At 44.8% G+C, this 24,817-nt stretch carries 16 protein-coding genes; 13 read left to right on the top strand and 3 right to left on the bottom strand.

Features of this window, described 5'->3' with window-relative positions:
• Positions 1 to 250: 250 nt before the first annotated feature.
• The 9 genes from BLW16_RS15570 to BLW16_RS15530 all read left to right on the top strand — a co-directional run bounded on the left by BLW16_RS15570 (position 251) and on the right by BLW16_RS15530 (position 18,921).
• The gene (locus tag BLW16_RS15570) at positions 251 to 1,897 is read left to right on the top strand and encodes an FAD-dependent monooxygenase (protein ID WP_090558300.1); all 1,647 of its coding nucleotides are present in this window, start codon (positions 251 to 253) and stop codon (positions 1,895 to 1,897) included.
• Between the two features lie 83 nt (positions 1,898 to 1,980).
• Positions 1,981 to 2,520: an RNA polymerase sigma-70 factor gene (locus tag BLW16_RS15565; RefSeq protein WP_175470602.1), complete on the top strand. Its 540-nt coding sequence runs from the start codon at positions 1,981 to 1,983 to the stop codon at positions 2,518 to 2,520.
• A gap of 209 nt (positions 2,521 to 2,729) precedes the next feature.
• Entirely contained in the window at positions 2,730 to 3,827 is a 1,098-nt protein-coding gene (locus BLW16_RS15560) for a FecR family protein (protein WP_090558294.1), read from the top strand.
• Positions 3,828 to 4,160: 333 nt separating this feature from the next.
• Positions 4,161 to 7,481 carry a TonB-dependent receptor gene (locus tag BLW16_RS15555; RefSeq protein ID WP_175470601.1) on the top strand — a complete coding sequence of 1,107 codons (3,321 nt, stop codon included), beginning with the start codon at positions 4,161 to 4,163 and terminating at the stop codon, positions 7,479 to 7,481.
• A 4-nt stretch (positions 7,482 to 7,485) separates the two neighbouring features.
• Positions 7,486 to 8,967 (top strand): RagB/SusD family nutrient uptake outer membrane protein, encoded by a 1,482-nt coding sequence (locus BLW16_RS15550; RefSeq protein WP_090558289.1) that lies wholly within the window; start codon positions 7,486 to 7,488, stop codon positions 8,965 to 8,967.
• A gap of 59 nt (positions 8,968 to 9,026) precedes the next feature.
• Positions 9,027 to 11,234, top strand: a complete 2,208-nt coding sequence (locus BLW16_RS15545) for an alpha-N-acetylglucosaminidase (RefSeq protein WP_090558287.1) — start codon at positions 9,027 to 9,029, stop codon at positions 11,232 to 11,234.
• Positions 11,224 to 14,379 (top strand): beta-galactosidase, encoded by a 3,156-nt coding sequence (locus BLW16_RS15540; RefSeq protein WP_175470600.1) that lies wholly within the window; start codon positions 11,224 to 11,226, stop codon positions 14,377 to 14,379. The genes BLW16_RS15545 and BLW16_RS15540 overlap by 11 nt, the downstream gene beginning before the upstream one ends.
• 114 nt (positions 14,380 to 14,493) lie before the next feature.
• Positions 14,494 to 15,621 (top strand): acyltransferase family protein, encoded by a 1,128-nt coding sequence (locus BLW16_RS15535; protein ID WP_090558282.1) that lies wholly within the window; start codon positions 14,494 to 14,496, stop codon positions 15,619 to 15,621.
• Positions 15,622 to 15,642: 21 nt separating this feature from the next.
• Positions 15,643 to 18,921, top strand: coding sequence for a GH92 family glycosyl hydrolase (locus BLW16_RS15530; RefSeq protein WP_090558280.1), 3,279 nt, complete (start codon positions 15,643 to 15,645; stop codon positions 18,919 to 18,921).
• A 46-nt stretch (positions 18,922 to 18,967) separates the two neighbouring features.
• Here BLW16_RS15530 and BLW16_RS23880 read toward each other — a convergent pair whose 3' ends face one another.
• On the bottom strand, positions 18,968 to 19,396 hold the full coding sequence (locus BLW16_RS23880; protein ID WP_175470599.1) for a tyrosine-protein phosphatase: 429 nt from the start codon (positions 19,394 to 19,396) through the stop codon (positions 18,968 to 18,970).
• Positions 19,338 to 19,721, bottom strand: a complete 384-nt coding sequence (locus BLW16_RS23875; protein WP_090558595.1) for a tyrosine-protein phosphatase — start codon at positions 19,719 to 19,721, stop codon at positions 19,338 to 19,340. Before BLW16_RS23875 ends, BLW16_RS23880 begins: the two co-directional genes overlap by 59 nt.
• Positions 19,722 to 20,082: 361 nt before the next feature.
• Here BLW16_RS23875 and BLW16_RS15515 point away from each other — a divergent pair, with 361 nt between their 5' ends.
• Positions 20,083 to 22,002 (top strand): alkaline phosphatase, encoded by a 1,920-nt coding sequence (locus BLW16_RS15515; RefSeq protein ID WP_245735312.1) that lies wholly within the window; start codon positions 20,083 to 20,085, stop codon positions 22,000 to 22,002.
• Between the two features lie 105 nt (positions 22,003 to 22,107).
• Positions 22,108 to 22,551 (top strand): hypothetical protein, encoded by a 444-nt coding sequence (locus BLW16_RS15510; protein ID WP_090558277.1) that lies wholly within the window; start codon positions 22,108 to 22,110, stop codon positions 22,549 to 22,551.
• Between the two features lie 44 nt (positions 22,552 to 22,595).
• Here the strand turns inward: BLW16_RS15510 and BLW16_RS15505 are convergent, their stop codons facing one another.
• Positions 22,596 to 23,045, bottom strand: coding sequence for a DinB family protein (locus tag BLW16_RS15505; RefSeq protein ID WP_090558275.1), 450 nt, complete (start codon positions 23,043 to 23,045; stop codon positions 22,596 to 22,598).
• 126 nt (positions 23,046 to 23,171) lie between these two features.
• Between BLW16_RS15505 and BLW16_RS15500 the strand changes: the two genes are divergently transcribed.
• Positions 23,172 to 23,918, top strand: a complete 747-nt coding sequence (locus BLW16_RS15500) for a superoxide dismutase (RefSeq protein WP_090558273.1) — start codon at positions 23,172 to 23,174, stop codon at positions 23,916 to 23,918.
• Positions 23,919 to 24,031: 113 nt separating this feature from the next.
• Positions 24,032 to 24,790: a PRC-barrel domain-containing protein gene (locus BLW16_RS15495; RefSeq protein WP_090558271.1), complete on the top strand. Its 759-nt coding sequence runs from the start codon at positions 24,032 to 24,034 to the stop codon at positions 24,788 to 24,790.
• The last annotated feature ends 27 nt before the right edge of the window (positions 24,791 to 24,817 follow it).

Below are 24,817 nucleotides of genomic sequence, written 5' to 3'. Positions count from 1 at the left end.
CATGTGTCCTAGCTGATAACCGATCTGGTATAAGAGTGAATTAACGTTGCCCATAAAACAAGTATAAATAAAATTTTTAATATTCTGTTATAGGTGGAAAACTTTTTTGGTTTTGCCATGTCCCCGTGCATGCCTCATCTGCTCCTTAATTAATTATGACGATCTGTTTTTGTAGTTTTTGTTTGCATTGATATTGTATGTGTAATTATTCCGTTAATATCATTATAGCATAACAAGCAAATTTTATCATTTGAAAAATATACTGGAAACGGAAGTGATCATTATCGGTGCATGGCCAACCGGATTAATGGCCGCAAGTCAGCTTGCCCGCTTTGGAATCGGCTTTATGATCTTTGATCATAAAGCCGATCCTTCAGAAGAATCGAGGGCTATGGTGATGACAGCAAGGAGTCTTGAGATCTACCAACAGATGGGACTTGAAGATGTCGTTTTCAGGAAAGGGCTGATGTTTAAAGATATCCGCCTTTTTATAGATGGCGAGAACATCGTTGATCTGTCTGTAGATGAAGCAGGCAGGGGCCTTACAGATTTTCCCTATACATTCACCCTGGAACAGTCGGCCAATGAAAATATTCTTTATGATACCATCAGGCAGCATGGCAAAGAGGTATTTTGGAATACCAGCTTTGTTAGCCTTGAACAGGACAAGCTTGGCGTGATAGCCCGGCTGGACAGGAACCCCGGCGGAGAAGAAGTATCAGTAAGGGCAAAATACCTGATCGCATGTGATGGCGGCAGGAGTAGTGTGAGGCGGTATCTGCAATGCGGGTTTAAAGGCAAAACATACAGGGATAATTATTTCGTGGCAGATGCCCGGGTGACCTGGGATCAACCCTATAATAAACTGGTTTCTACTGTATCCAGAAAAAATTTATTTTCATTTTTCCCGATGTATGGCGGCCATCGTTACCGTATTTCAGGTGTGTTGCCTGCCCAGTTTACGGGAAGGAAGGACGTCCCTTTTTCCGATCTGGAAAGGATGATCAGGTCAACCATTCAGATTCCGCTGGAAGTGGAGCAAGTGAACTGGTACACGGTCTATCAGTTGAATAACCGCTGCGTGGACCAGCTTCGCGTGGGTAACTGTTTTCTGGCAGGAGATGCAGCGCATGTGCATAGTCCGGCAGGGGGAATGGGGATGAATACCGGCTTGCAGGAGGCCTATAACCTGGCCTGGAAAATGGCCCTGGTGCTGCGGGGGCATGCAGGTGAACGCTTGCTGGATAGCTACCATACAGAAAGATATCCCTTTGCCCAATGGCTGCTAAAATACTCGCACCGCATTTATGCATTGCTGACAAGCAGAAACCCGGTGATTTCCTGGCTGCGTTTGCATTTGCCTCCTTTGGTGATGAAACGTATGGCGAAAAAAGGAGGCTTTGGAGGCTCAGGGAGTTTTAAGAAGGCATCTCAGATCTGGTACAACTACAGGGACAGCCCCTTGTCTTTTCATGATAGCCATCAGAAACTCCAGTTCAAAGCGGGAGACAGGTTCCCCTATATAATGGTTTGGGGAAATGACCTGACGCAAAGCTGTTATCATTTGCTAACCGAAGCAAAATTTCATCTGGTAATTGTTGAAGACCAGACCAGAATGGTGCAGGATCATCCGGTTCTGCCACCATTGGTTCCTCCGCAACTGGAAGCCGTTATTAAGGTGCTGCACCTGCCCTTATCCGCGGAATGGGAATTATTAGGGTTAAAAACAACGCTTTATTTGCTGGTGAGACCTGATAATTATATCGCAATGATTAGTGACGATCTTAATGATGACCAACTTTTATTATATTTTGATAAGTTGAAGGAAGTTGATCCCGTTTTCCAATGGATTCCCTTCTATTATAATCTTTCCTGGGTACGGACTATTTCTGCGTAGTTCCCAAAAATTTCATTTTCATTTTTTCCGGATAAAAACGATTTTTTTTAATATTATTGATTGATATTAATCATCAAAAAGATTTGAGTATACAAGACCTGATCAGGCGTATTCATGTTGACGAAGACGAATCTGCCTTTAATGAATTGTATAAACAGTATATATATAAGCTGTATCAATTTGCCTGTTCCTTTGTAGAGGACGGGGAGGCGGCAGAAGAAATTGTGAACGATGTATTGATAAAGCTGTGGACTGGGCGCAAAAATCTTGGCGAAATCAGAAATACACAGGTTTATCTGTATACATCGATCAAAAACACATGCCTGAACCATTTGCGGAGTGTATCGTCAAAAAAAAATAATGAACAGAAATTAATTGATGCCTATTATTTTCATTTGTCGGTAGATCCTTCACAACTACTGATCTCTAAAGAGTTATCCAATCATGTATTAAAAGCAGTGAATGAATTGCCAGACAGGTGTAAGCTCATTTTCAAGATGGTCAAAGAAGATGATCTTTCCTGTAATGAGGTGGCATCCATTCTGGGCCTTTCCAATAAAACAGTTTTTGCCCAGCTTGCAATTGCGTTGAAAAAACTGGATTTTGCCTTAAATAATAGCTGATTGTTTTATTTTTTATGCTCTTTTTGGCTTTTAGCTCATATCCATTCTTAAGACAGGGTATTCTGCCGATTCTATTGTCATTTCTGAAGGTCATTTTCGGCGTTCTGTCCTCTTTCTTTAAATCTTAATCTTATTTCCGGTTTATTTTAAATCTGCTTAGGAATATCGAAGTTCTCGCGTGTCTTATAGGGGATAGAAAGATTTATAATATGGAAAAATCCAGATTTATTGAGCTTATGGCCAAAAGTATGGGAAAATCTGCTACTGATGAAGAATTGCTGGAACTAGAGACTTTTCTGGATCAGTTTCCGGAATATAGAAAAACGCAGAATGTAGCAAATGCACTGAAAGTAGAACGGTCGAAATATAGACTGAAGGAAAAAGACCTGAATGCAGGTTTGGCGAAACTGTGGGATAACATACGCTTTTCAGAAGGAACTGTTACACCTTCTGAAGGAAACGATCCTGCTGAAAAACAGCATGTAAAGGCCGGATTTACGTGGTACTGGCAATGGACTGCTGCTGCCGCTATACTGATAGCCTGTTTTAGCGGCCTTTATGAGTACTCCGCAAGGCGCTCTGCAGTTCTAACGCTTCCCGGCACCTCAATGCTCAGTGTCCATGTGCCTTTTGGCAAAACCAGGGAATTGGTGTTGCCTGATGGAACAAAGGTGAAACTGAATGCCGGAAGCACGCTGAGCTATCCACAATCATTTTCTGGCAACACAAGGCTGGTCAGCCTTTCAGGGGAGGGTTTTTTCGAAGTGACAAAAGATCATCATAAGCCTTTCCTGGTGATTACTGAACATTTAAGTATAAGGGTATTGGGTACGGTATTTAATGTTAAAGCCTATCCCAATGATAAAAATATTGAGACCACCTTATTGAAGGGAAAAGTACAAGTGGAGCTGAAAGACCGTCCGGAGAAAAACATTATTCTATTGCCGAATGAGAAACTGGTTGTAATGAAAGAAACCTCCGGCGATGGGGATCTCGTAGGTAATAAAGAAGCTAAAATTGAATATCAGCTCAGAAAATTACCAAATATAAAACCTGAAGACATCAAAGAAACTGCCTGGTTAAACAACAGATTGGTATTTATCAATGAGAATTTTGAGGATGTAGCCAAACAGTTGGAAAGAAAATATAATGTTCAGATGATATTTGATGATCAGACATTGAAAACCGAACAGCTTAGCGGTGTGCTCGAAAAGGAATCACTGGATAATGCATTGGGAATTATGAAGATGACCACACCATTTAAATTCAGGATTGCGGGAAAAACTATTCATATTTCGCACAAATAACAAACAAATCACCAATTAACCATAAATAAAAGCCATGAAAAAACTCTACTTATCAGATTCCTGAAGCTCCCCACAAACAAGGGAAGAGCTGCAACTCTTCCCCTCAAAAATCCGGGCTAATTCTAAGGAGTAAGTGTATTTAAAGGGCTTACTCCATTCCTTAATTTTCTAAACAAAGGTACTGAAACGTGCATGAGCATTCAAATCATATAGTGATACTGTATGCCCATGCAGGCTTCATGACCTTTGGGAAACAATTTTAATCACATGAAAAATATTACGAAGGCATTTGCTGCGCTATATGCGCGGCCTGTCTTAAAATTTATTTTGCTAATGAAAGTAGCATTTTTACTCGCAATGGTTACATGTCTGCAGGTATCTGCACATGTTTATTCTCAGCAGAAGTTTTCACTCAATCTGAAACAGGCCGAGGTAAGCAGTATCCTGACGATTATACAAAAAGAAAGTGATTACCGGTTCTTTTACAATTATGCCAGTATTAAAAAACTGGGTAAAGTAAACCTGCAGGTGAAAGATGCCAGTATTGACGAAATCCTGGCGGCAATTATTGTGAATAAACTTCCCTATAAGATCGCTGATGACCATGTGGTGGTATTTTATGACCCTGATGGCCAGAATGCCCAGATTACAGTAAAAGGTAAGGTGGTAGACAAAAAGGGAGAAACGCTCATTGGCGTAAGCGTGAAACTTCAGGGAACCAATATCGGGGCAACAACCAATGCCACCGGAGAGTTCTCTATCAAGGCACCGGATAACGGCGTGCTGGAAATCAGTTACATTGGTTATGAAAAACAAATCGTGCAGATCGGCGGACAAACCAACCTGACGATCACGATGGTAGAAACCAACGCCAACCTGAATGAGGTGGTAGTAGTTGGTTACGGAACAACAAAGAAAGTTGATGTTACCGGCTCTATTGCCAGTGTGAAAGGAAGTGATATCCAGAACTTGCCGGTAAGCTCCGTAACACAGGCACTGGATGGAAGGGCAAGCGGGGTGAACATTGTTCGTAACGACGGTTCGCCCGGTGCAGCATCCAGTATCAGGATCCGCGGTACAGGTACGATCAATGATGCAAACCCGCTGGTGGTGATTGATGGGGTTCCCTCAAGTAACCCGGATGCGTTAAGTGATGTGAACCCGAATGATATCGCCTCTGTGGAAATCCTGAAAGACGCGTCGTCCAGCGCGATCTATGGTACAAGAGCTGCCAATGGTGTTGTTCTGGTAACCACAAAGAGGGGAACCTACAGTCAGAAACTGACCACAACCATCAATGCTTACACGGGTATTTCCAATACCACCAAATATATAGATCTGCTGACAGCACCTGATCTGTACACGTTGAAAAGAGAAAGGTATACAAATGACAATGTGGCGATCGAAGCTCCATGGAATGACCCTTATTATTCCACACAAAGAACCGACTGGCAGAAAGCTATACTGAAAACAGGTAAGGTAAACAATGCCGATATCAGTATACAGGGCGGAAATGAAGCTTCTACCTATTATTTTTCTTCTTCCTATTATGATGAAAAAGGAATTATCGATAAAGCTTATTTTAAACGTTTCAGTACCCGTATCAATTCTGAGCATAAGCTGAAACCATGGATCAAAGTAGGGCAGAACTTACAGCTGACTTACGGTGAGAGCAATTCATTTGATAATTACAGCTCGCAGACAGGTCTGTTGTTTTCTGCACTTCGCTTTAATCCGGCAATTCCGGCAGTGAATGATGATGGTACTTTTGGTACCTCAAAAGCTTTTGCCAACCAGCTGGGAGATATCAATAACCCTTACGCAACTATCCAGGAAAACGACGCCTACAGCCGAAAGTACAGGGCCATTGCAAATGTTTTTGCGGAAATACCAATCTATAAGGACCTGAAATTCCGTGCCAATTACGGTTTTGACGGAACCATCGGCCGCGGTTACCAGTTCAATATACTGGATGTGAACCAGGCCCGGCAGACTACAAATTCTCAGTTAACGCAGTCAGAAACAGAAACTTATTCAAACTTGCTGGACTTGTTCCTGACCTATGATAAAACGATTAAAAAGAGCCATATCACGTTTACAGGTGGTTACTCTGCACAAAACTTCAGGGGAAGTAATTTCTCTGCGGCCAGGATCGGGTATGACAATGTAACGACCGCTCAGCGCGTACTGAGCCAGGGTAACAACCTGCTGGCCGCTACGGGTACTGCTGATGACCCAACAGGCCTGCAGTCGGTCTTCGGTCGTGCGTTTTATGATTATGACGGCAGGTTCCTCGCCACGCTGACCTTCAGGGCCGATGGTTCCTCAAGGTTCGCACCAGGCCACCAATGGGGTTATTTCCCGGCCTTCTCAGTCGGATGGAGAATCTCCAATGAGGCCTTCATGAAAGATATTACCTGGATCAGCAATTTAAAACTGACCGGTGGATGGGGCGAACTGGGTAACCAGAACGTGGCACCCTTCCAGTATATCAGCTCTGTAGTGGTGGGTAACCAATACGGTACCAACGGGTATACCTTCGGAGGTGCCGGTGCCAATGGTGCTGCAATTACAAAAACCGCCAATCCAAACATCACCTGGGAAAGGGCAGCAATGACAAACATAAGTCTGGAAGCAGGCTTCCTGAAGAACAAGCTGAATACCAGCTTTACATACTTCGATAAGAATACAAATGACATGCTGATTCCAGCTGTTCAGGTAGGTACCGCCGGCTTGCTGGTGGCGCCTGACCAGAATATTGCGAACATGAACAATCATGGTGTTGAGGTAGAGATCAATTACAATGGCGGTAACGAACTGAAATACTCTTTTGGCGGTAATGCGTCGTTCATCAGCAATAAGGTGACCAAATTGTACGGCCCCAATGCATTTATCGGTTCTGTAGTGTATGGCCGATCAAGCCAGGAAATATCGAGAACTTATGAAGGACAGCCTATCGCTTCGTTCTACGGATGGAAAACCAATGGCCTGTACCAGACACAGGCAGAGATTGACAGCGACCCCGCACTGGCAAATGATTCGCGTAAATCAGGCATAAAACCTGGTGATGTACGCTTCCAGGATATCAATGGTGACGGCCTGATCGACGGGAAGGACCGTACTAACTTAGGAAATCCCAACCCGAAGGCTACAGTTGGTTTCCAGACTACCCTGGCGTACAAAGGCTTCGACCTGGCTGCTAATTTTACCGGCACATTTGGAGTGAGCCTGTACAATGCCGACCGGATGCAGGGAATTGACCCTACGTACTCATTTAATTTATATGCCGAAACACTGAACAGATGGACAGGACCGGGAACAAGCAACACCATTCCTAGAATGACGCTCGACCGTACAAATGACAACTACCGCACCTCTGACCTGTTTGTAGAGAGCGGCAATTATTTTAGCCTGAAAAACCTGACCATAGGTTACACGATACCGGGTACGCTGACCAAAAAAACTACGCTGAATAGTCTCAGGTTTTACGTAACCGGCCAGAACCTCTTCATGATCACCAATTACTCGGGTTATACCCCGGAACTGGGTTATACCGATAACTCCTTACCGAGACGTAACGTGCAGAGAGGTGTGGATGTGGCACAATACCCTTCGGTCCGTTCATTTACATTTGGTTTAACTGTTAAATTATAGTCTTATGAAAGCGAAACTAACTCTATATATATTGTTCCTGGTGATTGTCAGCACTTCATCGTGCAAGAAAGACCTGGAACTGGATCAGAAAGGTGTGTACAATACCGACAATTACTTTAAAACCGAAACCGATGTGGTGAACGGGGTTTCCGGAATCTATAACTTACTGGAACAGGAAGATTATATCTCTCACGCGGAAACAACTTTTGATGTGGCATCTGATGATTACTGGCGCTCTGGCGACCACTCTGAGGATGAGGCCATCGAGAACTTAACCTATGATGCGTCAAATGCACAGGTGAATTACAGCTGGAGATATAAGTATGAAACCGTTAACCGCTCTACAAATGTCATCCTCAGTATTCCCAAAATCGACAATATGAGCGCTTCAGTGAAAGCACGCAGTATGGGAGAGGCCTATTTCTTCAGGGCTTTCGGGTATTGGAGACTCATGCTGATCTATGGCGATGTGCCGATCATCACTGAGGATAATTATGCAAACCTTAATTTCAATGTTCCTAAATCCACTACTGAGGAGGTGCGCAAACAAATTGAATCAGACCTGCTGAAAGCGATTGATAACCTGCCTGAAAGTTATGGCGCATCAGACCGCGGAAGGGTCAGCAAAGGAACAGCCCTCGGACTGCTCACCAAGCTCTATATGTACTGGGAAAAACTTCCGGAAGCAATTACTACCGGTGAAAAGCTGATTGCAAACAGTAATTACGCATTGGCCCCAACCTATCAGGATAACTTTACCCGGGCAAATGTGAACAGTACGGAGTTGCTGATGTCTGTGCAGGGACTGCAGAATGTGGTGACGAACGACTATACCATTTACTACATCCCAAGAGCATGGGGCGGTTATGGTTTTAGCCAGCCACTGCAAGGTCTTGCAAACGAATTTGAGGCCAATGACCCGCGTAAAGCAGCTACTTTGTTAAGTGTAGGCGATCAGATTGATATCGGTGACGATGCCAATATTGATACTTTCACGGCTGACCTTTCATCTACAGGATTTGCTTTCCGCAAGTATGCGGTGTTCTATCCTTTCAATTCTCCCGAAGGCAGCGGTCCCGATCATAACTTCGCCGTTCCTTTAATGCGCTCGGCAGATATCTACCTGCTGGTGGCTGAAGCCAAGATCCGTACACAGGGTGCCGGTGCAGGCGACGTGCTGATCAACCAGGTAAGACGCCGTGCTTCGGCAGCATTGCCTCCGGTAGTGAATGCAGGAATGAAAGAACTGATCCACGAAAGACGTATGGAACTGGCCGGTGAAGGTGAAAGGCACCAGGACCTGATGCGCTGGGACAAGGTAAAGCTGGTAGATATTGCTGCAATATATAACCTTCCGGTATCCAAGGCTCCGGTTGACCAGGGCAAGACAGTTACTTTCCAGCGCCCTAAACATTATTACTACCCAATTCCACAAGTTGAAATTGATAAGAGTAATGGTGTGCTGAAACAAAATTCAAATTATTAACCGATAACATCCGGCTCCCGTATTGTCCATATTATGGGAGCCGGAATTTTAAAACACATATGATGAAGTACCTGATTTTACTGCTGCTGGTTTTTACATTCGCAGGTTCACAAGTGATGGCGCAAGTTGATCAGAAAGAATCTGCTGCTTTTATTGCAAGGGTATTGCCAGACAGAAAGAACGATTTTTTGATAGAGGAGATTCAGCAGGAAAATGGTAAAGATGTTTTTGAAATTGAATCTAAGGGCGGTAAAATTATATTGCGCGGGAACAACGGCCTGTCTGTTGCCTCCGCACTGAACTACTATCTAAAAAATTATTGCTTTTGCGATATCACCTGGAATGGCACAAACCTGAACATTCCTGCGGTATTGCCCGCCATAAATGGAAAGGTACACAAGAATACTCCTTATAATTACCGCTACTACCTGAACTACTGTACGTTTAATTATACCATGGCCTGGTGGGACTGGGAGCGCTGGCAAAAAGAAATAGACTGGATGGCCATGAACGGTATCAACATGCCACTGGCCATTACCGGTGAGGAAGCCATCTGGCGTGATGTATACCGCGGAATGGGTTTCTCAGAAAAGGAACTGGAAGGCTTTTTCAGTGGCCCTGCCTATTTCTCCTGGTTATGGATGGGAAATATTGACGCCTGGGGTGGCCCGCTGCCTCAGCACTGGATGGATTCACACAAAGAACTGCAAAAGAAAATCCTGTCAAGGGAAAGGTCCTTTGGAATGAAACCCGTGCTTTCTGCATTTACAGGGCATGTTCCGCCGTCTTTTAAAAATAAATACCCGGCTGCGAAAGTGAAACGCACCAATTGGGATGCCGGTTTTCCCGATGTCTTTATCCTTGATCCTGAAGACACCTTGTTTGAAGAGATCGGAAAGAAATATATTGAATTGCAAACGAAAGAATTTGGTACCGACCATTTGTATTCTTCGGATACTTTTAACGAAAATATCCCGCCTACAAATGATTCAACGTACCTGAGTGATATGAGTAAAAAGGTATTCCGCTCAATGACCGCCGCCGATCCTAAGGCTGTATGGGTAATGCAGGGATGGATGTTCCACTACAACAACAAGTTCTGGCAGCCACAACAGATCAAAGCCCTGCTCAATGCCATCCCCAATGACCAGATGATCATTCTTGATCTGTACAGTGACGCGCACCCGGTCTGGAACCGTACTAATGCCTATTATGGCAAACCATGGATCTGGAATATGCTACAGAATTTTGGAGGTAACATCAGCATGTTTGGCAGAATGAGGCACGTAGCTGCCGATCCTGCGATTGCGTTGCATGATCCCGAATCAAAAAACATGGTGGGCATAGGACTGGCCCCTGAAGGTATTGAACAAAATCCGGCACTATTTGAACTGATGCTGGAAAATGTCTGGAAAGATACCCCTACGGATGCAGATGAATGGGTAAAAGGATATGCCAGACGCCGCTATGGTAAAGCAACGCCTCAAATGAACGAAGCATGGAATATCCTGCTGAATACGGTATACAGCGGCGGACTCACCGAAGGCGGAAATGAATCGATCATCGTAGCACGGCCTACCTTTGAGAAAAAGATAGACCGCGTACTGACCGGTGTGGAGTATGATCAGTTAAAGCTGGTAAAAGCCTGGGGGCTATTTGTGGCAGCAGGAAAGGAACTGCAATCCAGTGATGGATTTGAATATGACCTGGTTGACGTTACACGACAGGTGCTGGCAAATTATGCAAGCCCGCTGCAGCAAAAAATGGCAAAGTCTTTTAAGGATAAAGATGAGGCAGCTTATAAAAAATACAGTGCCGAATTTTTGGTGCTGATGGACGATATGGACCTGCTGCTGAATACCCGTAAAGACTTTTTACTGGGTAAATGGATCAGCGAAGCCCGCGCAAACGGAATTACTGAGAAAGAGAAGAACCTGTATGAGTTTAATGCAAGGGACCTGGTTACGTTATGGGGCGACAAAGAAAGCGGATTACGGGAGTACTCGAACCGGCAGTGGGCCGGCCTGATCAAATGCTATTATAAGCCGAGGTGGCAAATGTTCCTTACGATGCTGGATAAGTCGCTCAAAACCGGAACCCCGCCTGATCTCAAAGCTTTTGATGCTGCGGTGAAGAACTGGGAATGGAAATGGGTGAACCTGCATGACAATGCTTATGCGGCACAGCCGAAAGGCAATGCTTTTGAAACAGCTGCCCAATTGTACAGTAAATACAGTCAGACCATTACAGATGCTTATGCAAAATAGATTTTCATGGTCGTTGCTAACCGGATCATTACTGCGGACGGGAGGTCGCCTGCTATTTCTGCTCGTCTATGTAATGCCTTCGGCTGCTTACAGCCAGGCACTGACGGATGATCCCGCGGTGATCAATGACCATATGTTTCCTGCACTGGCGGCGGCGAAACCATTTAGCGATTTTGACAGTAAAGGTTTCCTGATCCATGGGAAACGTACCTTCCTGGTATCTGCAGGACTGGAATATGCACGCCTGCCGCATGAATTGTGGCATGACCGGCTTTTACAACTGAAACGCGGTGGCTTCAACTGTGTGGAGATTTACACGATATGGAACTTCCACGAGCCTAAGGAAGGACAGTTTGAGTTTAACGGAGACCATGACCTGAACGCCTTTTTGGCACTGGTGAAGCAAATGGGAATGTACGCTATTGTAAGGGTAGGTCCTTATTATTGTGCCGAATGGGACCAGGGAGGATACCCTATCTGGCTCCGCTTTAAAGAAGGATTACGTGTAAGGGAAGATAATGCTGTATTTGAGCGGTATGTGGATAGGTTTTTTGACCTCCTGCTTCCCATAGTATTTAAACATCAGATCAATCACGGTGGTTCGGTTGTTATGGTGCAGCTGGAAAATGAACATCCAAAGGGATGGGGCACTATTATGCCAGATAATTATTTCAGGCACCTGCAAAGCAAAGCCCTGAGCCTCGGCCTGGCCGTTCCCTATATGTTCAGCGGCGTACACCATTCTACCGATCCCGCAGGGGAAGCTAAATTGGATAATGTTACAAGGCCTAATCCATGGTTTTCTACCGAGTACTGGAGTATGTGGTACACGCAGTACGGGGCAAAAAAGGGCGATGCAGCACGTTATGACCGCTCTACATGGAAAATCATCGCCCATGGTGGCAATGGATATAATGTTTACATGGCCTACGGAGGCTCTAACTTCGGCTATACCAATAACGATGAAGATGCCGCATCTTATGATTACGGTGCCGCAGTAGGGCAGGCGGGAGACCTGCGCCCGATATATTTTACCTTTAAACGTGCCGCCTTTTTTGCGCGCAGCTTCCAGGAGGTATTGGAGAACAGTACAGATGCAGGTGGAAAATATCAACACCTTTTGGCGGATAAAGGAGTTAAACATCCCGATACTGCGGTAAGGCTGACTGCAAGGACCAGCCCTGCGGGAGACCTTGTATTTCTGGATAACCCTGCTCACAAAATGGCAACAGCAGTAATAAAGCCAGATAAGACAACACCGGCACTGCAGATAAAGCTGTCCCCCGGCGAGATCCGTCCTTTGGTGCATAATGTGCGTTTGAACTCATCAGTTTCTCTGGACTGGGCTCTGACAAGAGTATACGGGATGCTGAAACAAGGCCATACCACAACACTTTTGCTGGAAGCAGCGGCTGGTGAAAAGGTGTTTCTGAGTTTTCTGTTGAAGGAGATGGCCGCAGGTATTTCCGGTCAAACGGTGCCCGTAGTTGGAAAGAGGCTGGCAGTTGGAACAGGACCAGTAGCTGCCGGAAAGCAGCTGAGGGTTACCGGAAAAGAATTTACGGTTTCAGGCAACAGGATATCTCTCCATGCACAGGCTAAAGCCGGTACACAACCTACTGAATATTCATTTACAACAGGACAGGAACAGGTTCGTATTCTGGTCATGGAAAGATCCGGAACGGATCAGACCTGGTTAACCGAAATGCCTTCCTTAAATGGGATAGTTACCGGTGTTCCTTATCTTGGAAAGGTAGAAGTGAAGCATGGAAAGATCACTGCTTCAGCAGAATCATCTTTAAACACACGTCACACTGACGTGGCCAGGATTTATCTGGAAAAGGGCTCTCAGTCACTAACTACAATTCAAACTGCCACAGAGAATCTTCAGGAATTTCCTGACAAGGCAAATCAGCCAGTATCAGCAAAACAACTGTCTGTAAACCTTTCAGCATGGGAATATAAAAATGCCGCGCTAAGCGCCAGTCCGGATTTTGATGACAGCAAATGGCTGCACAGTGAAACCCCCTTGCAAATGGGGGCCGACAACGATATCACCGCTGATGCCTGGTACCGTACCAGACTCTCGGTTGCTGAACCAGGAAGATATTCGATGCAGGCAGAAGGAGGAGACAGGGGAACGATATTTATTGACGGCAAACCTGCTGCGCAGTGGAAGATCAAGACAGGCGAAGTGGCCCTCGATCTGACTAAAGGGCAGCATATCATGGCCATCTTTACCGCACATGATGGCCGCGATAAGATGGCAGCCTACCTTGGACCGATTGAAAATATTGATAAAAAGGGTCTTTCAGGCATTGTAAAACTAAAAAAAGGAGGGCCATTTTACCATACGCTGGAAAATTGGTACTTTACGAAAGCAGCTGGTGCCGGCTCTTTAAAAGATAGCGTGCCGCTTTTGGATACCCTGCAATGGAAGAAATATAAGATCGGTGCCGATGCATTTGATCTTAAAGAAGGTTTTGGCTGGTTTGCTACGGTAATCCCTGCGCAAAGAGGGCTGTCAAAGATGATCATCGCTTTTAAAAGCGTAGATGAAAATGCTACTGTTTTTATAAATGGTAAAGAAATGATCCGCCGTGACGGCTGGAATATTCCTTTTGAATTCTGCGTTACTGATGCTGAAGTTTTGAGCAAACCAATGGTGCTGACCGTATTTGTGGAAAACCATGATAAAGAAGGCGGTATAGACCAGGCCGTAAAGATCAATACGATTGGTAATGGGATGATCCTCAGCGGCTGGAAGATGCGGGGCGGGCCCGATGAAGGAAAGCCTGATGAAGGTGCCGCATGGCAAAAGCTCCCGCGCAGTGTAATGGATACAGTCTGCGGCCCACAATACTTCCGTTCATCATTTACTCTTCCTCGGCTGAAGGGTAAACTGCTGATCTGGAGGCTAAATCCTGAAGGAATGGGACATGGATCTGTTTGGCTGAACGGCCACCATATTGGCCGCTATCCCGAATTAAACGGTAAGGTAGGGATGTATATACCCGAACCCTGGCTGAAACCGGGAGAAAATGAACTCCTGATCTATGAAGAGGAAGGGAAATACCCCCAGTCGGTGAACATCTCTTCTGAACAGGCAGCAGGCAGAATTCTGTATCAACTGAGAAGTAAATAATCAGTTGATTACAAGTGATTAGTTGAAGGGCGTGTGATCAGGATGAAGAACAAATAATCAGGATGAAATTGAAGAACTGACAATATTTAATCACATAAAAAAGCAATTAGTACTATGGCATTATCCAACGACCGATTTATTACCCTCGACATATTCCGGGGAATGACGATTTGTTTTATGATCATCGTAAACTCTCCCGGTTCCGGTGCAGTGCAATGGGCGCCGCTTGATCATGCGGCATGGTTTGGTTTTACACCAACCGATCTGGTATTCCCGTCCTTCCTGTTTGCTGTTGGCAACGCACTCAGCTTTTCGAAGAAGAAGTTTGAAAGTAACAGCAGCTTTTTAAGTAAAGTATTCAAGAGAACAGTGATCATCTTTTTGCTGGGATACCTGATGTACTGGTTCCCCTTTATGCACAGGGAGGCAGGCACCTGGATGTTCAATCCGATAGGGAATACGAGGATCATGGGTGTTCTTCAGCGTATCGCCTTGTGTTATCTTTTCGGATCGCTCATTGTCCATTACTGTTCAAAAAAGACCACAGTATTGATCTCTGTCGTGCTGCTGCTGAGCTACTGGGCTTTTCTGCTGCTGTTCGGAATAAACGGGCAGGAGTATACCATGCTGGGTAATGCAGGGACACGTCTTGATATGCTGATATTGGGTAGTGCACATCTGTATCATGAACATGGCGGGCCTGTTGCATTTGATCCCGAAGGCTTGCTAAGTACGATGACGGGCATCGTCAATGTCATTGGCGGATATCTCGCCGGTGCCTATATTCAACGTAAAGGAAGAAATTATGAGTCTGTGGCTATGTTGCTGATATACGGTGCGGTATTAATTTTTGCAGCATTGTTCTGGGGACAATTTTTTCCAATCTCCAAGAAATTATGGACCAGTTCTTTTGTATTGCTTACCATAGGCCTTGACCTGGCTATCCTGGGAATCCTGGTGTATGTGATTGAGCTGAAAAACATCAAATGGGGTACTGATTTCTTCCTGGTATTTGGCAGGAATTCCCTTGCCATCTACCTGCTGTCAGAACTCCTGCTGATCTGTATCCAGCTCATCTGGATTAAACCGGGGCTGAGTTTTTACAAATGGATTAACGATGTGTTTTACCAGCCTGTTTTTCCCGGTGCCTTCGGTACGCTGGTTTTTGCAGTGTGTTATATGATGCTCTGCTGGCTGGTAGGGTATATCATGGATAAGAAAAAGATCTACATCAAAATCTAATTTCAAAACTTACAATAGCTCATGCATATCATTTCCTTTTTGTCTGTAAGGAAGACCTTGTCCTTTGCTTTATGCCTGGGTGTTTACACCACTGTTTCTGCTCAGGACAATAGCCATATACGTTACGCAGACCCATTTATAGGCACTACCAAAAGTGGGGTGTTAACCAAATGGGGAGGTAACGGGGGAACTTATCCGGGGGCAGTATTCCCTTCCGGTTCCATACAGCTCAGTCCTGAAACCCGTGTGACGGGTGCAAGGGGATATGACTATAGCGACAGTTCCATTTATTTTTTCAGCTGCATTAAACATTATAGCGGTTTCCCTGAAGGGTCTTCGGGCCGTATTAACGTTTTTCCTGTAAGATTAGCCGCTGATTTTGTACCGGGAGCGAGTAGCAGGGAGTTTTCCCATAAGGAAGAAATAGCCCGGCCAGGCTATTATAAAGTTGTTCTTAAGGATGACCATACCGTTGTAGAGGTAACTGCCATAAAGCGGAGCGGGATGTTCCGCTTTACTTTTCCTGCAGGCGTACTGCCGCAGTTGTTTGTGGGCGATGCAGGGAAGTTGAGCTTCCCGGACAAGAGGACACTGCATGGTTCAACGGCAAATGCGGTGATGAACTTCAGTGAAGACCTGCTGGAGAAAAAACAGCTGAAAGACGGCTATCTTTTTACGTTTAAAAATACTTTAAAAGGAGCAAAAGTCATCACTATGAAAATCAGTACTTCTACAGTGGATGCTGTGGCAGCGCAAAATAATATCGGTCGGGAGATTGGCCAGAAAGGTTTTGACGAACTCAGGAAACGCAGTATGGAGGAATGGGACAGGCAGCTGGCAACGGTTGATATAACAGATGCGGATGAGCAGCATAAAACTGTTTTTTACACTGCTTTATATCATTCGCTGCTCATTCCATGGGTAGTGTCTGACGTGGACGGGAAATACAGGGGGGCAGACGGGCAGCTGCATCAAACTAAAGGCAAATGTGAATACGGTGGTTTTTCCCCTTGGGATACCTTCCGTTCACTGCATCCTTTGCTTAGCCTGTTGTACCCTGAAAAGCAAGAGGATGTGATTCTATCAATGCTGGATGTGTATCAGCAAACGGGCCATCTGCCTACCGAATCCATGACTGGCAACCATGCCGTGCCAATCATTGTAGATGCATATTTAAAGGGCATAAGGGGTTATGATCAAACACTCGCTTATACAGCGATGAAGAAAAATTTAATGGAGGCCCCCTTTGTGCAGGACGATATGGAGGTCTACCACCAGATGGGCTACGTTCCTTTTTCCAATGCAGAGTCTGTAACCAGGACAGTGGAATACGCGTATAACGACTGGGCACTCGGGCAGTACGCCAGGCTGGTGATGCACAACGAGGAAGATTATCAGCTGGAGGAACGACGCGCTTTAAACTACCGGAACCTGTTTCACACCGGGGGATTGTTTATGCTTCCCAGAAAGAATAAAGACTTTAAGCCGGAGCCTGGGATGACTGGTTACAAGGAAGGTAACAAATGGGTTTATTCTTATTTTGTGCCTCATAACGGTAAAGATCTCGTGAACCTGATGGGTGGAAATGCGGCCTTCGCAGCCAGATTGGATTCTGCAATGACAAACAATGTAATCCTGTATGACAATGAAACGGTGATCCACCTGCCATATCTTTTCAATACTGCTGGATATCCGGATCTGACACAAAAGTGGATCAGGGATATTATGCTGAACAGGTTCGCTGCCAGCCCCGCGGGTTTACCAGGTAATGATGACCTGGGCTCAATGTCAAGCGCCTACTTGTTCAATGCCATGGGGATATTCCCGGTAAGTCCGGGACGCCCGCTTTACGCCGTAGGTGCTCCTTTGTTTCAATCGCTGAAGCTGCACCTTGCAAATGGAAAAACATTTACCATTGAAGCCAGGGGCCAGTCGCGCGATCACCCATATGTTAAGTCCCTTCAGCTGAACCGGCAGCCATACGAACAACTGGTAATTTCGCATGATGCAGTGGCGGCAGGGGGAACATTGCAATTTGAAATGAGCGGCTCCGCTACCGAAACCTGGCCAAAGGACCGCAACCCGGTGGCTTTATCAGAAACAAAGACCAGTGCTGCTATCAGGATCACCGGGTACCATGTCACTAAAACCAGGGTAGCGCCAGACGAACAATTTTGGGTGCGTTTTGACTTGGCCAATAAGGGAAGCCTGGGTACTGAAAAGGTTGTTGTATATATCAATGGAAAGCCGGAGCAGTTCAAACACTGCGTTGTTCCCCTGGGTACAACAATAACGGATTCTATCAGCTGCCGGCTGTATGAACCGGGTAAAGTAAGCATCGGTTTAACTGCCTCTGAAGGTAAAAATGTAATGGTAGCGGAACCTTCAAATCCTGTAGAGTTTCCTTTCAGGGTGTCTGAACTGAAATTGAAACCCGTTGTACCGCTGCATGCAGCGCAGAAGTTCAGTTATGAGCTACAGAATCTTACCGGAAAAAAACAGGCATTCCTGATCCCGGTAAAGATCAATAGCAGTATCATCTTTACCGATACTGTCGTTCTTGCGCCCGGAAAAAAGAAACTTCTTGAACATAGTTTTACAGTCGGAACCGCGGGACTTCAAACACTGACTGCAGACCGTGAAGCTGCTAAATTCAAAGTTTATGATAGCCATCTTTCGTCATTATTACTTGATCTCTCTCTGGTTAAGACTGATGATGAAACACTGGCAGATCGTTCTGGTTTTGAAAACGACGGTTTAATCATTGGTAAATCAGACAGCGGAACAGGTAAATCAAAGCCTGTGCTGCTTGGTGAAGACAGTTTTGTGGAAATACCAAATGCCCCAAGCCTCGATCAATTGGGAGAAACACTTACGATGATGTGCTGGGTGTATCCGGCAGCAGGTAATGATAAAGGTCTTATAGACATGCTGACCAAGGGAGACCATCATGTCCTGCAAACCAACAACGGCAAAACACTAACCTTTTTTGCCGGCGGGTGGGGACGGGGAGATATAACCATCGATCTTCCCGAAAAGTGGAAAGAGCAGTGGCACCACCTTGCAGGTGTTTGTAAAGGAGATATGTTATGGCTGTACGTGGATGGAAAACTTAGTGGCAGTGCAAAAGTTGATGGCACAGTGAACCTGTCTGCAGACAGCAAGTGGGAGATCGGCCGGAATGAAGAGTTTCCCTCTGAACGGGTATTCCAGGGTTATATAGACCAGGTAAAGGTATATGAACAGGCACTGACGGCAGAGGAGGTCAGTGCTGTTATGATAACCGGGGGGGCTCCATAAAGAAAAACTAACCTTAACACCCGCTTATCCCGGGGTGTGCAGCGCGTTACTTCAGGTATTTTGCTCTCAGCAACGCAAGCTTGTCATCGGTCAGTCCCAGTTCGTTTTTCATAAAGTTAGCTACGGAGCCGTATTTTTTGGTGATCTCATCAAAAGTGGCTTCCATAAAAGCCGGTTTGGCAATTCCGTAATCTGCTACCCGTTTCGCTGGTAACTTATATTTTTCTACCAGCATGTCAGCAATCACTTTATTATACTTTTTCCTGTACTGATTAGTGAGTACATAGTCATCTATGATCTGGCCCTGATCTACACCTAAGGCATATTCAATCAGTGCGGCGGCAGTTCCGGTCCGGTCTTTTCCGCCGGTGCAATGAAATAATAAGGCACTGTCAGCGTTCAGCGTAAGCAGGGAGTCAAAAATTGGCCTGTAACGGTCTTTGAAAGAATCGATCTTCGGCGCGACCTTTACCACTGCCTGCCGACAACCCAAAATATGCCGCCCCCGCAGGAATTTTTTCAGGTGCATAACCCGCTTCACCGGAGCCTCTGAAATCTGCTATCCTTGCAATATGTAACGTTGAAAGTTTATCAAGATCGCCGGGAGTCAGATCTGATAATACAGCAGAGCGGTAAAGCTTGCCCCATTTGATAGTTTTTTGATCTTTTGTCTGATACCCTCCCAGGTCACGGAAGTTATAGGCACCTGTCAGGGTAATCTCCAGTTGTTGTGCGCAGCCCAGTTTGCCCGCTCCCAATAGCAGCACTGAACAGGCAACGAAAATTTTGGTGTATTTCATAACAATGATTGATATAAAGATCAGATACGCGGTATTTGATACCTCCGGGGTCATTATGATGATCAGAAATTCTTTAAAACTTTCCAAAAGAAATTATTAATTCTGAGATCGATACCAAAAATAGGTCTCTATTGAAGTTAAACGGCTATGAAACTTTATACTTAACGAAAGCTTAATATGTTTTTAACCTGAAAATGCTGTTTATGAAGCATAAAAGGTATTTTTTGTAGAAAAATAGATTTTGGGCTTGTGAATATTTCAATATTCTGCGTCCTTTGCTTAATATGCCTGACAATGTCTGGGCAGCTTTAATAATTTTGGATAAATGTGTGTCCTCATTAAAAAGACATAAAAAGATAAAATGGAAAAGTTAAGGATCAGAAAGCTGGTAAGAAAAATAAAACAACATATGTGTTTAGCTAAAACTTTCTGTCCATTATCATTACTGCTGCTGGCGGCTACCGGGTATGCACAAAGGACCAAACCTGCGCAGATACTGACGCATTCACATAATGATTATGCACAGCCAATTCCGTTCTTCAGTGCTTATCATTCGCAGATGAACTCTATCGAAGCAGATGTGTTCCTTACCGGGAACGAGCTTTTTGTGGCACATGAATTTGATCAGATCGTTCCGGGTAAAACACTGAAAAGTGTTTACCTGGAACCATTGTACAAACTGTACAAAAAGAATGGCAACCAGCCTTATCTTAGGGAAGAGCGTAGCCTTGAACTCGTGATCGACATCAAGGAAAATTATGCGCAGGTCATACCTGTGCTCATCAGGCAACTACAGCCTTACAAGGATATGATAGACCCTTCAGTGAGTAAGAAGCCGGTCAAGATTGTATTGAGCGGTGATATGCCTGCCCCTGAACTGTATAAGAATTATCCGTCATACTTGTCTTTCGACGGGAGACCCGGTATAGCTTATACTGCTGAACAGCTAAAACGGGTGGCAATGATCAGTGATGATATGCACAGTTATACCGAATGGAATGGTAAAGGAACTCCTGCAGTGGCCGATACATTAAAACTGCTAAAGGTAGTAGCTGATGCACACCGGATGAAAAAGCCTTTCCGTTTCTGGGCAACTCAGGACAGTTATAACACCTGGATAGAACTGGAAAACCTTGGGGTCGACTGGATCGGTACCGATCATCCTGAGATATTGAGTGCGTTTTATGCATCACGGCATAAAACGGAATATATCAATCCGGTATCTTATAAGGCCTATCAACCTGAATATAAATCAGACGGAAAAGACCTCCCCCTGAAAAATGTTATTCTTATTATCGGCGATGGAATGGGCCTCGCACAAATACAGGCGGCGCTAACAGCAAACCACGGAAACCTGAACCTTGCGGGCATCCGTCATATAGGTTTGTCCCTAACAAAGGCATCAAATTCCGGAAATACGGATTCTGCTGCGGGTGGTACTGCACTTGCCTGTGGTGAAAAAACGAATAATAGGTATGTAGGCATGGACAGCCTTGGTATGCCCATCACGAATATTCCGGATACACTGGACAGGTTTGGAATAAAATCCGGGGTGATCAGCAGTGGGGATATCACTGACGCCACACCAGCAGCTTTTTATGCCCATCAGCCGGAACGGAGCTGGTCAGATAAAATCGCCAAGGACTTCTTGAACAGCAAGGTCGAGATCCTGATTGGCCCGAACAGAAAAAGTTTTGCGGAAAATCCGGATAAAACACTGATGTCCGGAATTAAACAGAAAGGATTTGAATTCTTAAGGGACCTGAAAGAACTGGAACAGTCAAAACCAGGTAAAAAACTGGTATTGCTGGCTGACAGCGTAACCCGCCCCGTATTGAAAGGCAGGGGAGATATGCTTAAAGTATCTCTTGAACAAACCATCAGATTATTGTCGGCCAGTAAAAAAGGATTTTTTATCATGGCTGAAGGTGCCCAGGTGGATTATGGCGGGCATGATAACAACCTGCCTTATGCCGTTACAGAATTACTTGATCTCGATCAGACCGTTGGCGCAGCATTGAAGTATGCAGATCAGGATGGCCAAACCCTGGTAATCGTTACTGCAGATCACGAAACCGGCGGATTAACTTTGCTGGCGGCCGATCAGCGTAAAGGAAGGATTCTGGGCAATTTCAGCACGAACGATCATACCAATGTGATGGTGCCTGTTTTTGCCTATGGCCCACATGCAGACCAGTTTGCCGGAATGTACCAGAACAATGAGATCTGTCATAAAATTATCCAATTGATGACGGCATCTATGCAGGCTGCCAGTAAATAGGCGATTTTTTTAATGCACAAAGCCATGAGCAGCGTAAACCCCAGGATTGGAGATTGTCAGCCGGCCGGAAGATCATAATTTTGAATCAAATTAAAAATTGAAAATATGATCCATGTTTTTGCAAACCTATGCAAATATGCAACTGCTGTGATATCGCTTTTATTTGGAATTGTTTACCTGAGTAAGCCTTCGTTTCTGGGATATCATAAACAAGCGGTGCAAAGGAATTGGGAAGAACTGGACCAGCAGGTGCAAACTTTAATTCTTGCCCCAATGAGAGCTTTAAGCGGTGCTGCACTCACGTATGGATTTCTGGTCATTGTTCTTCAATATCAGTTTTCCAGCTCAGTGCAAAACTGGATTCCAGTTACCATCCTGGTTTCTGGTGGGATAATACCGTCAGCCCCGCTTTATGCCATGTTTTTAGTAAAGATAAAGACTGCGGGAAAGCCGCCCGTAACTGTAGTTCTGTTCACTGTATTACTCCTTGTTATTGGCTATCTTTTAAATACATATGCCGGTGAAGCGCATATAGGTGGCGCTGAATGATTATAATTATACACCAGGTTCTTACAGCCTGCCTGGGCAGGTGCTCACCTTACAAATGCAATATAATCTGTGTTGTTTGGCTCCAGTTCATTGATGCGCAGGTCCTGTGCTATTTGTGCGCGGTGATAGGTTCCATGATTAAAGATGTGAAGAAGGATATCATCCAGTTGATTTTCAAAATGCAGGCCTTTAGTGTTAACGTATTGGATCTTTTGTTGTAAGTCAGCCTCAGGGCTCTCAATTTCCTGTCTGAGCTGAGCGGAAGACTGTTGGTGCATATTTTTACAAGTCTCCAGGTCATGGTCGTCCCATACGCCAACTGTGGCCTGTACCCCTCTGATCCTGTGCGCCCATATCGTTTGAGCATTCATGATATGACTGAGCAAATGCAGGGATTTGGAAGGTATTGCTGTAGCCTGCTGTTCGAAAGAACTTATCAGTGACTGATTTGCCCAATCGTTGTACTGCCATAATTTATTGAAAAGGGTATTCATGAGTTAAAGTTTAAGACATGAAAGATACGGTTTAGATAAATTTTTTTGTGATAAAAAATTCAATGCAAACAATTTCACGTAAAACGTTATTATTCAGGTGTAATCTTGTATTCAATTCTCAATATCATGGAACATAATAACCGCAGAAAATTTCTAAAAAATTCTCTATTGCTTGCTGCAATTCCGGCCATTTCGCCGTTAAGTTTACTGGCATTTGAGCCATCGGCAGGTGAAACTAAAGCGATCGATGCCAAAACCAGTGGAGAGGCAGCGCCTTTTGTATTCGCGCAGGTACCATTGCCCTATGCATATGATGCATTGCTGCCGTATATTGATACGATGACCATGGAAATCCATTATACAAAACACCACGCCACGTATGTTAAAAATGTAAAGGAGTCGATAAAGGCAGAAAACCTGAGCTTCAAAAGCGCCACTGATTTTTTTGCGAAAGCATCTACGCTATCTGCAAAGACAAGAAATAACGGAGGCGGTACCTGGAACCACAATTTCTTTTGGCAATCTATGCAGGCGGCCCCTGCTTCGGCCCCATCAGCTAAATTAAAGGCTGCTATTGATCAATCGTTTGGCTCACTGGATCAGTTCAAAGACCTGTTCTCCAAAGCAGCCCTCGGGCAGTTTGGGTCCGGATGGGCATGGCTGATCAACGATAAAGGAATGCTGAAGATCACATCTACGCCAAATCAGGACAATCCCCTGATGGATAACGCTGCTGTCAGAGGTATTCCTTTACTGGGGCTGGATGTATGGGAACATGCCTATTACTTAAAGTATCAGAATAAACGTAATGACTATATCGCTGCCTGGTGGAATGTGGTAAACTGGGACGCAGTATCTAAAAGGTTTGTATAAAGTCTTGCACCTGATATGGGGTTGAACACTCTATTAGTCAGTGATTTAAAACAAAATATAATTTAAGTTGTTAGTCCTGAAACTGGAATAGTACAATTTAAACAGGAGGATGTATGTTACGTAATGTGAAAAGTTTAACAGGATTTACCATGGGAGCAACCGATGGTGAGTTTGGAAAGGTAGAGGAGTTTTATTTTGATGATGAAAGCTGGACAGCACGTTATCTAGTTGTTGAAACAGGGAGCTGGCTGTTTGGCCGCAAGATGTTGATATCTCCGGTCGCACTGGAAAAGCCGGATCTTGAAAATAAAGTTTTTCCTGTAAGGCTTACGAAGGAGCAGATTAAGAATAGTCCTGATATAGATACTGAGAGACCTGTATCACGTCAGCAGGAAGTAGATTTGCACAGTCATTATGAATGGCCGTATTATAACAGCGCTGGCATAGGTTTTTACGGCAGCATAGGAATGATGGGCATGATGGATTCAAGGGTCCCTTTCGAAGATATCATTTCGGATAAATATGCTGAAGAACAGTTTACCAATCCGCATCTGCGCGGAACACGTGAAGTAACAGGTTACGATATTCACGCCGCTGATGGGGTAATAGGTGAAGTGGAAGATTTTATCATTGATGAAGAGACCTGGAGTATCCGCTTTCTCGTAGTGAATACCGGAAACTGGCTGCCGGGAAAAAAGGTGCTGATCTCACCAAAATGGATCAGTAACGTAAACTGGGCAGAATCATCTGTAATAGTAGATCTTACTGTCGACGCTGTAAAGAACAGTCCTGAATACGATCCTTCTTTGCCTTTCCATGAGACCTATGAAGTTGATCTTTATATTTATTATGGAAGGTCTGTTGACGAATAAATGCCCCGGCTAACTGCCAGGGCATTC

Source organism: Pedobacter hartonius, from assembly GCF_900107535.1.
Taxonomy (GTDB): domain Bacteria; phylum Bacteroidota; class Bacteroidia; order Sphingobacteriales; family Sphingobacteriaceae; genus Pedobacter; species Pedobacter hartonius.
Note: the sequence above shows the minus strand (reverse complement) of the source record. Positions and strands in the feature narration are given on the sequence as shown.